Source organism: Aetokthonos hydrillicola CCALA 1050 (assembly GCF_017591665.1).
Classification (GTDB): domain Bacteria; phylum Cyanobacteriota; class Cyanobacteriia; order Cyanobacteriales; family Nostocaceae; genus Aetokthonos; species Aetokthonos hydrillicola.
This window is the reverse complement of the sequence record NZ_JAAKGC010000011.1, coordinates 141,460-153,058: the sequence shown is the minus strand read 5'-3', so window position 1 is coordinate 153,058 and position 11,599 is coordinate 141,460. Positions and strand designations below refer to the sequence as shown.

At 41.5% G+C, this 11,599-nt stretch carries 9 protein-coding genes; 4 read left to right on the top strand and 5 right to left on the bottom strand.

What is annotated here, in order from left to right:
* Positions 1-104: 104 nt before the first annotated feature.
* From G4P69_RS08245 to G4P69_RS08230, 4 genes are all read right to left on the bottom strand, one after another.
* Complete coding sequence (locus tag G4P69_RS08245) at positions 105-542, bottom strand: SDR family NAD(P)-dependent oxidoreductase (protein ID WP_243902745.1); 438 nt, start codon at positions 540-542, stop codon at positions 105-107.
* Positions 543-652: 110 nt separating this feature from the next.
* Positions 653-1,414 (bottom strand): glycogen debranching N-terminal domain-containing protein, encoded by a 762-nt coding sequence (locus G4P69_RS08240; protein ID WP_208345899.1) that lies wholly within the window; start codon positions 1,412-1,414, stop codon positions 653-655.
* A gap of 270 nt (positions 1,415-1,684) precedes the next feature.
* The gene (locus G4P69_RS08235) at positions 1,685-2,227 is read right to left on the bottom strand and encodes a DoxX family protein (RefSeq protein WP_208349288.1); all 543 of its coding nucleotides are present in this window, start codon (positions 2,225-2,227) and stop codon (positions 1,685-1,687) included.
* Positions 2,224-3,153, bottom strand: coding sequence for an SMP-30/gluconolactonase/LRE family protein (locus tag G4P69_RS08230; RefSeq protein ID WP_208349286.1), 930 nt, complete (start codon positions 3,151-3,153; stop codon positions 2,224-2,226). Before G4P69_RS08230 ends, G4P69_RS08235 begins: the two co-directional genes overlap by 4 nt.
* A gap of 369 nt (positions 3,154-3,522) precedes the next feature.
* Between G4P69_RS08230 and G4P69_RS08225 the strand changes: the two genes are divergently transcribed.
* The 4 genes from G4P69_RS08225 (at position 3,523) to G4P69_RS08210 (ending at position 5,889) form a co-directional block, all read left to right on the top strand.
* Positions 3,523-3,939 carry an ATP-binding protein gene (locus tag G4P69_RS08225; RefSeq protein WP_310834042.1) on the top strand — a complete coding sequence of 139 codons (417 nt, stop codon included), beginning with the start codon at positions 3,523-3,525 and terminating at the stop codon, positions 3,937-3,939.
* 248 nt (positions 3,940-4,187) lie between these two features.
* Positions 4,188-4,508: an EamA family transporter gene (locus G4P69_RS08220; RefSeq protein WP_208345336.1), complete on the top strand. Its 321-nt coding sequence runs from the start codon at positions 4,188-4,190 to the stop codon at positions 4,506-4,508.
* Between the two features lie 57 nt (positions 4,509-4,565).
* Positions 4,566-4,949, top strand: coding sequence for a hypothetical protein (locus tag G4P69_RS08215; RefSeq protein ID WP_208345337.1), 384 nt, complete (start codon positions 4,566-4,568; stop codon positions 4,947-4,949).
* A gap of 412 nt (positions 4,950-5,361) precedes the next feature.
* Positions 5,362-5,889 carry a Do family serine endopeptidase gene (locus tag G4P69_RS08210; protein WP_208345338.1) on the top strand — a complete coding sequence of 176 codons (528 nt, stop codon included), beginning with the start codon at positions 5,362-5,364 and terminating at the stop codon, positions 5,887-5,889.
* 83 nt (positions 5,890-5,972) lie between these two features.
* Here G4P69_RS08210 and G4P69_RS08205 read toward each other — a convergent pair whose 3' ends face one another.
* A complete protein-coding gene (locus G4P69_RS08205; protein WP_208349284.1) occupies positions 5,973-11,393 on the bottom strand; it encodes a translocation/assembly module TamB domain-containing protein in 5,421 nt (1,806 codons plus the stop codon).
* Positions 11,394-11,599 lie beyond the last annotated feature (206 nt).

Sequence of the window (11,599 nt, the reverse complement as noted above, 5' to 3'; positions counted from 1 at the left end):
AATTGTTTGGATTAGTAGGTGTGTTATTGGCGGTACCCGCGGCAGCGATCTTTGTCACTCTGGTAGATGAGTTTAACCCAGAACGCTCTCCAGAGAAACCGCTATCAAAACCTGATCACTAACCAGACGTTTGGGGCAATTTGTACGTTCAAGCTGATGAGGCAAGAACAGCTAGGAATATCATACACATATCCCAGATATGTCACCTCGGTTACCCGCCGAAACTCTTCGAGCTTAATCTCCAAAAATGGCGACAAAATCGATGCCATCGCATCGTTAACCCAGATATCAATAGGACCAAACTCTTTCTCAACAGCGGTAGCAGCAGCTTCAACTTGATCTGGATCGGAAACATCAGTTGGTAAAACTAATGCCTTACCGCCAGCTTCCTCAACCTCTTTACGCGCAGCTTCTAGCCCATCTCGGCTACGGGCGACTAATCCGATGTGCGCCCCTCGCTTGGCAAATGCTCGGACTGCTGCCCTTCCTATACCTGCGGAGGCTCCAGTGATGACGACAACTTCAGGTTTTGATGTATCCATAATCTACTTGTTTTTTTGAATCTAAATTGGTTTAATAACAGCGATCGCTCTCATAAGCTGATTTTTTAGATCAGCCTAGTTTTTGAATTGTTTTGACTATGCTGAAATTTCTAATTCTCCTGTCTAGTAATTTCGGTATTAGACGAACTCAACTTCGTAGCATTATTTATAAATTCATCCCTGACTTTCCCAGCTTCTGTGTTATGAGATACAGTACAGGTTTGTTGAGGTTTAATCTCATCTCCATCAGCTAAAACTGTAAAGTTGACACAGGTGCGCCATATTTTGCTGGGAGGAATGATAACATTAAACATCAAACGACCGTTAGCATAGCTTGCTTGTGAACTAGAATCAAAAAGCTTAGTTACAATACCTCGCAAGAAAGAGCCACTATGATACTTGGTAGTGAGTGTATTATTTTGCCATGATGTTTCTGTATTACCTCGTGTCACAATCTTATTTTTTTTCATATCAAAGATATCTGCAAAATCAGAACGAATTGCTAGCATGAGCTGAAACTCAACTGGTTCTGAGTGATAGTTAGTGATCTCGATATCTTCGTGCATTCCTCCTGCAATATCGCGCTGGATAGTGATCAGCAAACAATCAGAGGGTATGTCACCGCTAACAGTGGGGAGTTGTGGATTGGTAAATTGATAAAGCGCGCAATGATGATTGATATTGCTAGAAGCTAGCAGCACAAGTTTGTGGCGGTTAATAGAAATTTCATAGTAAGAAATTACACGGGTGTCCCGAATAAAAAAACCTTGGGCTTGAGTATCATCGATGGAACCATCACTAGCTGTTACCAAAAATGAAGAACCATCGTTAATTGTGATGATATTACGATTGACACTAACTTTTATAGGCATAATCAATCACTTATTTCTTGTAAAAACTGTATCTATTCTCGGCGATAGCTTCACCAATCCCAGAAATCGCTCCTGTCACCACTGCTTTTGACCTTTAGGGAGGTAAGGAGAATACGTCATAACGTTTTATCGAATTCACTTAGATCTGTTAGTGTAATTCTGAATTTACTTTAGAGCTTAGTAGTGTCGATCGCCTCCAGCCATTGGATGAATAAAAACTTCTATCCCCGGGGCTAAAAAATTTTCATCTAATTTTCATTTAGAGTCATTTCACCGTCCAAAAATTAAGGCATCTAACGAATATCCACCAGGACCTATAACTGCAATTGTAATCAGCATCACGCAGTACATAAAGGCTTTTTCCCAACTGGGTGGTTCACCTTTTCCTAAGGGACCTTTGTACTGATCGTTTGGAATTAAGTAGGGATCTTGAGCAACGAAAGGTTTACCTTCCTTGACATGTAAAAATATCGCAAATAACATTGAAGCTAGCAGAGGCAAGGTTGCTAAAAGTGTAATCGAACCAATAATCAGGCAAATTGCGCTACCCAACATAGACCACGCTGATAAAAAGCACATATAGACTGGCATTTTGAGAGACTCAGCCCACTCTCTAAGATGGGTTACCTTTGGGTAGCCGTGCATGAGGAATAAACCACCAACACTAACTCTCAGCAGTAAAAGCGCCAGACCTTGAAATCCGTCAGGATAAAAATTATACAAGGCGCTCAAAAAGTGTGGCCCTACTTGTGGGAGCTTAAATGAAGCTAGAACGAAGGCGATCGCGACACCTAGTAAAAATTTATAAATCATAGCTGCACACCACGAGTATTGAGGTTGATAGCATATAAGGAATGACCAGCAGTGATAAACAGGCGTTCACGAAGTGTCCCTGAAAGGGAATCGCGTTCCTTTCCACCAAAAGTGAGGTTAGTGGACGTTTCTGGTACGAGAATTTTCCCCAATAGAGTCCCGTCAGGGGCGAATACCTGCACACTATCTTTAGAACTAGTAAAAACATTACCGTGTTCGTCAACCCGAAATCCGTCGGGTTGACCAGGCTCGATAACAGCGAACTCACGACTGTTTTTTACCTGTCGACCATCCACCACCTCATACGCACGAATATGATGAGGTCCCCCTGGAATATTAAATGCAGCTGTATCTGAAACATACAATAGGCTTTCGTCTGGGCTAAAAGCCAGTCCGTTAGGGCGTACCATATCGGTTACGACAGGATAAATCTCGCCAGTTACGGGGTCAAAACGATAGACATAACAACCGGGCTGTTCCTGTTCACCGCCATATCCTTGGTTTGGTTCAGTTATGCCATAAGGCGGGTCGGTAAACCAAATTGTACCATCGCTTTTGACTACCAAATCGTTTGGACTATTAAGGCGTTTGCCGTCATAGCTATCAACTAAAACTTTCCACTCACCATCGTCTTCACGTCGGATGATGGCGCGCAACCCAGATGAACAGGCAACTATGCGACCCTCAAGGTCACGGTAATTACCGCTTTGGTAATCAGAGCGATCGCGTAGGACAGTTACGTTATCGGTGGGACTCCATCTCAACAAACGGTTCCCGTGGGCGTCGCTCCACACAACACTATCGTCTTCACGTATATATACAGGGCCTTCGCTATGGACTGCACCGGTGGCGAGTTTTTCGAGTGAAGCAGATGGAGATACAATAGCACGCAGACGATCATCATAAATCTGAATGACTTCTGGCATAGAAATCTCCCAATTATTTGAACTTATTTGCTAACGATAAACAGCAGCATTAAGCTAATACAACATAGCTATAGGAATCCGGTTTGATTCCTGAAATTATCTCCGTACATTGGGAAGAAGCAAAAGGCAAGCTCTAAGACGATTACAGAGGATTAAGGTGTAGTGTGTTTTTTTCAAAAATCAAATAGGAGTCCTATATAAAGTTGTACTTAATCTTTTACGAAAAACTGAGTGGATAAATTATCAATATACTTTTATAGATAACTATTAAGTACAGTTTCCACGCTATTATCATTTAATTTAGTCAAATTCGCATCAAACCATGGATATAGATTTTGATTTAACAGTTAATTTCTAAATCTAATTTTAGTGGAACTAGCATTTTTGGCAGTAGAAAATCGGGTAAATCTTCTGGAGCCAGTACTCCCTACAAAAAAAATACACGTCATCGGAAATGAAGAACAGCTTTATCGTTTAATTTCTAACTTAATTATTAATGCAATTCAAGCAACACCTGCTGAAGGAAAAGTCACCGTTTCTTTGGAAGATAGAGAGTTTTACGCCGTCATTAAAGTTCAAGATACAGGGATTGGAATTGCTCCAGAACATCAAAAGCACATTTTTAATCGCTTCTATCGAGTTGATGGCGATCGCTCTCGTAGCTCTGGTGGTTCGGGATTAGGTTTAGCCATAGCACAGGCGATCGCCCTAGCACACAAGGGCAGTATTCATGTTCAAAGTCAACCTGGGCTAGGCAGTATATTTACAGTTGAGATCCCTATTTAATTGAATTCTGTTTGATATGTCTTTCCTGAAGGTGAGTGCTTGGGTGTGAAGAGAAGGGTAAAGCACAAAGGAGGTAACTTGTTGAAATCAGTCTTTAGAAAGACATAAGGAGTTTACAAATCTAAAGAATTTGAAACAAAATTAGGTTGTAGAAGTCATTTTTTGGTTAAAGTATTGTGAAAAGTTTCATCTTCATTACACTCATTGTTGTGCTTAATGTTTTAGGAAACGTCTGCCTAAGCCATAGTATGCAGGAGGTTGGCGCGCTACATCCACTACAACCTCTTGCTGTATTCTCACTTGTGTTCCACATAATTGCAAATCCTTGGTTTGACCTAGCCATCGTCTTGCTGCTCACATACACCCTACTATACATGTCGGCGCTTTCCTGGCTTGATCTGAGCTATCTGTTACCAACAACTGCATTCCAGTATGTAATAACTGCCATATTCGCTTCACAACTCCTACACGAGCAAATCTCGGTCATGAGATGGCTAGGCACGTCAATAATTACACTTGGCGTTCTATGGGTTGGTTTAAGCGATGTCAAAGCAGGCGATAAGCACTAAAGTTTTGTAAACATCACAGTTTCCGGGTCTCAGCGTTCATCTATTAGGATAATCTTTATGAAGATTTTGATTGCTCTCGTCTTATTTGTGATTATGGATTCTACCAGCAACCTGCTGGTCGCAAAAGGAATGAAGCAGGGAGGTGAGATTTCCACGATACAGCCACGAGAGTTATTGAGAATAGTGCGCCGTCTAGCAAACAATCGCAATATTAGGCTTGGCTTTATGTTCCAAGCTTGTACATTTTTTCTATTACTGACTCTACTAAGCTGGGCTAATTTAAGTTTGGTTGTCCCACTAGCCTCTAGCGGTTATGTAATCAATATATTGGGTGCACAATTTCTCCTCAAAGAGGAGGTGACTAGAGCCAGATGGTTTGGAACTCTTTTGGTAGGTGTTGGTGTAACCTTAGTTTCACTCAGCAGTTGGTTAACGCCTTAATTATTTGGAAATAGAATGAGGCTGATTCTTTACCGTCCGGACACTCTTGAGCTTAATCACTCAGCCCTAAAGGGCTTCTGACAGCTTTCATCCCTGGGCTAAAGCAACAGGGTTTTCAGCTAGCCTTTCTTATAATTCTACCTAATAGCCAAGGATTTCTTTATCCCTAAAGAAAGAGTTTAATTTCATCTCAATTTCATTCTGATGTAACTTTAATGAAGTTATGTATACTTTGTACATAAAAAATTGGCACAGGTTGTTCATTCTGAAATTTTGTACGATTCATTGACTATTATCCGGTACTGGCCTATTAATCGTATTGCAGAACTGGCTCAAAAACCCAAAATCTTATTTGTTCATAGTAATTAACATAAGCAACATCATTGAACTTGAAAAATTTTTTGATAAAAAAATGAAACACGATCAACAGGATTTAGAAAAGGATCTTAGATTGTCCGACAATAAGCAACCAATTTATAGGCGTTCAACTTTACCGAAACCTGCTACTAATTTATTGATGTTCTTATTGGGGGCGGGAATTGCAATATTAGGAAGTTATTTGGTATTCTACAATCAACAATCTCCTAAGCAATATGTCGGTAGTGTCTCAACGTCTGCACCAGTCTCCACGCCAAATCCTTCAATAGCTCCTTCTACTACGGCGATAACACCTGGTGCTAACTCAATAGCTAATACAGTTAAGCAAGTAGGACCAGCAGTCGTGCGGATTAACTCAACAAAAACTGTGACTAGTAAACTACCTGAAGAGTTTAGCGATCCGTTTTTCCGTCAATTTTTTGGTTCTGGTATCCCAAATAAACCTTCTCGTCAAATAGTTAGAGGGATTGGTTCTGGTTTTATTATCAATGCTGATGGTCAAATCCTAAATCTCTCACTACAAACGGCGCAACTCCCAGCAAATACACAGCAAACTCAGTGAGAAAATCTGGTTTTGGATCTAAAAACAGTCATTGAGTAAATACGCAACCCTTTAAAGAAGGAGCGAACACTCTGACTCCTTCTTTAAAAGCGTGTTTGATACTCTATTTGTGCATTATTGTCTTCAGTAAAATCTGTAGAAGTCCGCACGCGAATATTCGGGGTAAGTCGGTAGTTAACACCAAATTGAATAGGTTGGTTTGTCGTCAATATTTTCTGAGCAGAAAGGTAAAAATTACGCGCCACGTTAACCCCAGCTTCCGCCGCTACATCTAGCCCAGTATTTGTCGAATTTCCACCCGATGAATTTCGCTTTGAGTTTGAATTAGTGGGATTGATAGTAGGAAATATACGGAAGTCACTCAAACCAATAGCATTTCCAATCTGAGTAAAAGTTCGCTGAATGTTAAGTGTTGAACTTGCTAGGTTAACTAGTCCTAAAGTACTTTGGGTACCACCTCCCAGAGTTTGTAGGAACGTACCCCCGAGTACCGCAACAATTTCTGCTTGGCTGCGCTCGGGAGAGCTTGTCAGTCTGAGGTTTTGATCCAACCGACTAGCTGGACCATTGATTCTTGCATTAACGCGAATCGTAGTTACAGGGTCAAAACCGGTAATAAATGGATCATTTATCTCAGATGATAGGGGAGAGGTTCTGACTTGGGTTGGAGGTGCGTCAACTATATTGGTAACTAAATTAATATTTAAGTCAGGGTCGCGCGGTCGATTTGCTGTAAATGTTGCTGTTTGTCGAGAGCCCCTGGCAAGGTTAAACTGGGTAGCAAACAAATTCACACCTCCTCCTGTTAACCTGATAGTTCCCTTTGGCACTGGAGCAGTAAATGGTCCATCGACATCAAGAGTGCCAGCTGCTCTAAAACTAATAATAGGTGGTAGGTTAATTTCTACGTTTTTACCCAACGTTAACTCTAGATTGTTTAATCGCCCGTTTAGGTTTGCAGTCTGAGATTTGTTTTGCTGGTTCTGTTCTGTCGTTGGTGCAACGTTTGTACTGGAACTCGCTGAATTAGTATTCTCAGAATTTGTTGAATCAGTATTCTCAAGATTAACAGAATTAGTACTATCAGAACTTGCTGAATTAGTATTATTCGTAGATGTAGGTATTGACACTTGACCATTAGCCAACTGTAGTTGACCGCTAATTACTGGGTTAAGTGCATAACCAGTTATTTGTATGTTACCGTCAACGCCTCCTTTGTACAGAGTGTTTAGGTTTACATTTAACTTGTTAAGGTTAATTGTGAGAGGATTAGGCAATGGTGTTGCTGGGTTATCAAAAATGGGAATGTTTCCTTGAGCCACAACTTGACCCTTGTTAAAGTTCCCTTGGAAATTTTGTACGTTTATCTGATCAAGATTAAACAGGACATTTGCTGTAACATCTGTCAGTTTTCCTTGTAAAGCTTGAGCCGTAAAGGTGGCGTTACTGAGATTAGCAATTCCTTTGAGTTGCGGCTGTTGTAGTGTCCCACTCACTGCGAGGTTTACTTCTCCATTACCACTCTCAAATGCTATCTGGTTAGTCAACAAATTTAATATTCCTAACCCCTGATTTCTAACATCTACATTTAGATTAATCTGATCGCTTGCTGACGCAACAGTTGCAAAAGGCAACTTATACGGTATACGTCCACTAAGCGTAACTGGTTCTGAGCTAGAAACTAGGATGTTACTGTTAAAATTCAAGCGCCCATCATTATAACCAAAATTAGCAGTAGCAGACTGTAGAGCCTTCTGGTTTAAAGTTGCATCTGTGACTTGTAATTCGCCTGCTGCTTGTGGGTTTTTTATGCCACCTGTTATGTTAGCTGTAGCATTGAGATTACCTGTTACACTAACTGGTAATTTGACAAAATTATTCAGCGTTTGCAAAGGGAAATTGTTGATTTGTAACTGACCAGATTGCTCAGTACTACCAATGTTACCAGTGAAAGCTATTAACCCTAAGTTTGAATCAATCCGTAAAGGTCGCAACGTCAAAACACCACTTTGATAGCTTCCTTGTGCGATAATCTGCTGTGCTGTGTACATACGATCTGGCTCGTTAGATCTACCCCAGACAAAGTTTTGCCCATTCAGGTTAAAATTGGCCGTCAATCCATTAGGTGTGGCAGTATCTACACTGATTGCAGCGTTGAAGGTTCCTGTTAAATCGGCCAAACTAGGTATGTAAGAAGTATTACGCTCTTGTTGCTGCGCTTGTGCTATTCGCGCTTCTATTTGGTTGAAGCGTTGTAGTTGAACAGATATAGGCAGATTTGGTGAAAACCCTACTGGTGTAGTAGTTACATCAGCAGCAGTTCCGTAGGTTGGTGCAGTTGCACCACGTTGAAAATCTTGCAAACTAGAAAACTGTAGGGCTGTCAGGATATCTTGGATTTGTCCTTGGGTGACGTTAGCTTGCGCTTGGATTTGAGGACCTTTAGGAGTTTGCGCAAAATTACCCGTTAAGGTGTAGCGACTATTACCTTTATCAAATTCGCTACTTGTCAGCTTTGCTGTACCATTATCGTAGCTGAATTGGGCAGTAGCACGATCGCCTCTAATCAATCCAATTTGCGGTTGTGCGATCGCCACATTTCCTGTCGCCGCAAAAGTCTTCTGATTAACCAACAAATCCCCGTCAAGCACTCCAGCAATAGTACCGTTACCAAGACGAGCGCTAGGCGGCAAACTGATATTTAACGCTGACAAGGGGAAGTTATTTACATTCACAGCCAAATTATCCCCTTGAGCTTGACCCGTTGCGAGCGCATTCTTCCATTTCACAGTGAAAGAGTTGATTTGATTTGCTGCATTTAAGCTAGCAGCAATCTGATCTCGTCCACCTGATAGATTGATACTTGCGCCCTGTCCTTGCACCGATTGAACTGAGCCATTTAACACCGGCTCAAAACCCAGCTTATTCACCACCAAGTCTCGCAGTGCGAGTTGACCTTGTACATTTGGTAACGGTAGTGTACCTCGAATTTGTCCAATAAAATCAGCGTTTCCTGCTAACGTAATTGCCTGGTTAAGCTTAATCGGCAACTGTTGTAAATTGTAATTTCGAGCTTCAACGTTGAGATTAATGTCTGTAATTTCCGGTTTATTTCCTGTAACTTTAGCTGCTATATAACCTTTAGCATTTAAATTTTTACTATTTACTCTCTCAATATTGAGCTTTTGTCCATCCCAGTTAATTACAGCAGATAGAGGTTGTTGTAAACTAGCCAGTCCTTGAGAAAAATTAACCTGTCCATTAGCTCGTAAATTCTCTAATAAATAAGCAAGATTTTGCTGCTCTAGTGTACCAGCGACTCGTACGTTTCCTCCGAACTTACCCTGTAACTGCGGCGAAAACTGGCTTAATTGCACACCTGAAGCATTAACATTAGCTTGGTAGCGACCATTACTCAGCAGGATATTAGATGCTCTAACTGAACCACCACTAACTGTTAAGTTTGCGTTACCAGTAGCACGTATAGTATTGGCACTTAAAGCATTGGTATTTCCTGCAATTTGGAATGCACCATTTAATGAGCCATTTAAAGTTGGAGGAGCTTGTTTAAGTAAAAGCCTTGGCTGTATAGCATTTGCTACTAACCCAACAGTAAAGTCTTGGTTTTTCAACTGGAGACTAGAGATTGCTACTGTACCACCAGCCACGTTAACTCTGGCATTTTCTGGACGAATTGTAGCAATTGTAAATGGTGCTGAAGTTCCTGAGAGGATAGAACGACCGTTGAATTGTGCATCTTGAAGAGATATATTTTGTAGTTGGCTGGAGTTGACAAATCGCTCCACCTGTATTCCTGAAGCATCAGCGATCGCTTGCCAACCCTGCTTCGTCCAACGAAGAGAACCTTGCAATGTACCACCACCAACATTGAAAGCAACATTGCGGAACAACAAACCTTGATCTTGAGGAGCGAGGATAGTCAGCGTACCATTTGTTGGGTAAGTTCCATTTGGAGCCTGCAATTCTACCACAGTTTGGGAATTGCTAGTAGGCCCTGTCACTTGAGCCGTCGCTGCAACTGCACCTAATTGAAATGGGGTTTTGATATTGTAAAGTGAGGCGATCGCATCTCCTGGAACATTCTTTGCTGTTAAATTAAAATCAAGCCGAGGGGGTAGCTGGGGATATTGGGCGAGGCTAATTTTACCAGTCCCTGTTACTTCACCGCCCACGACTGGCTTGGCTTGAATGTTGTTCAGGTTAATAACTGACGACGCTGTATAAAAATTGAAATTGCTGCTGAAGCTACTTACAGGGATTCTATCAACTGTTGCTGGTTTAGTAGAAGCAACTGTACCCACAAGAACTGGCTGAGTTGTTACACCTACAACCTTCAAATCTGCTTTTGCTTCCCCAGTTACAGGTACTGGAAACTTAAGTTTGAGAGTATCCGCAGCGTTTGCCAAGCTCACAGCATTAACACGTGCTGCCAAATTCAAGCCAGCTTTAGTATCAACTGTGCCATTAGCGACTAAAGGTATTTTCCCATAGCTAGTGGTGACATTATCTAGTTGAATTTGAGTACCTGAGAAGTTAAGTTTTCCTTGCGAATTTATAAACGGTTGTGGTAATTGAGGAATTTGAAGCCTAACTCCTTGAGCAAGAGCGTTACCATTGATAGAAGTATCTTCCCATGTTTGTAGTTGCGGGCTCCAAGATTTAAGTTGAACGTTCAAGTCAGCCTGAACTCTTCCTGCTTGCAAGTTCACTGGTAACTTGATTATGTGAGTGACATCAGACGCCAGGAAATCTTCTGCATGTACCTGTAAACTCGTCTCAAATGTCTTTATATATGCATTTCCTTGAACAGAAACCTTACCACCATCAGCCGGTAACCCTCCTAGGTCAAACTTAATCTGCTGGTAGTTATTCAGCAATTGAGCCGTCCCATTAACTTGTGTAAAAACCACGGGATAACCCAGAGAAGAACTTCCTCCCCCTGCTCCTCTGCTCCCCTGCTCCTCTGCTCCCACTCTCAGTTGTGGTACGACTACCGCTTTAGCGCCACGAAACCGAATATTTTCTAATTCTATCTTAATGGGTCCTGGTTTACCTGTAGGTGCAAAGGTAGTGGTGAACCAGCGCCCTTGTTGATTCTGTTGAAGGTAAATATCTGGGTTAACTAAAGTGACATCGAGTTTTAAAGTGCGGTTAAATAGTAACTGTAATGGATTAAAGTGTGCCTCTACTGCATCAACTGTAGCTTTTTCTGGATCTGTGGCTGTTGGTGGAATACTCGAAGCCCCAAACTGTACTCCTGTAAGAGAAAATCCTGTGACTTTACCTACTTTCACAGGACGGTTGAGTGTAGTTGTAAGACTTTGTGCGACCAACGGCGTTAACTGTTTATGCACAAAAAACCACAACCTCCAAGCACCCCCTGCAAGTCCAACCAAGAAAAGCCCTCCTAAAGCTATTCCACCGCGACGCAAGAACTTCTTGATCCGGGGATTTGAGTGATTGTCTGGATTGGAATTAGTCATCTTGTCTCACCACTAACTCAGCAATATATGTGTCATCTTTGAGAAATTCACTGGCACATCAAATACAGTGTCACTTTGATAACAAACTAGGTGTCTCAATTTTTGTACTAAATAATTAACCTCACAAGAGAACCAGAAGACTGAATCTGTGGTAGCTTCCTCATTTTTTCAAAAACCGTTCACCGTGTACATCTAGCTTTTGGCAT

Excerpts from the sequence above, each read along its gene's own strand:
- G4P69_RS08205 (WP_208349284.1), bottom strand. The coding sequence starts at position 11,393 with ATGACTAATTCCAATCCAGACAATCACTCAAATCCCCGGATCAAGAAG.
- G4P69_RS08240 (WP_208345899.1), bottom strand. The coding sequence starts at position 1,414 with ATGCCTATAAAAGTTAGTGTCAATCGTAATATCATCACAATTAACGAT.
- G4P69_RS08220 (WP_208345336.1), top strand. The coding sequence starts at position 4,188 with ATGCAGGAGGTTGGCGCGCTACATCCACTACAACCTCTTGCTGTATTC.
- G4P69_RS08245 (WP_243902745.1), bottom strand. The coding sequence starts at position 542 with ATGGATACATCAAAACCTGAAGTTGTCGTCATCACTGGAGCCTCCGCA.
- G4P69_RS08210 (WP_208345338.1), top strand. The coding sequence starts at position 5,362 with ATGAAACACGATCAACAGGATTTAGAAAAGGATCTTAGATTGTCCGAC.
- G4P69_RS08230 (WP_208349286.1), bottom strand. The coding sequence starts at position 3,153 with ATGCCAGAAGTCATTCAGATTTATGATGATCGTCTGCGTGCTATTGTA.
- G4P69_RS08235 (WP_208349288.1), bottom strand. The coding sequence starts at position 2,227 with ATGATTTATAAATTTTTACTAGGTGTCGCGATCGCCTTCGTTCTAGCT.
- G4P69_RS08215 (WP_208345337.1), top strand. The coding sequence starts at position 4,566 with ATGAAGATTTTGATTGCTCTCGTCTTATTTGTGATTATGGATTCTACC.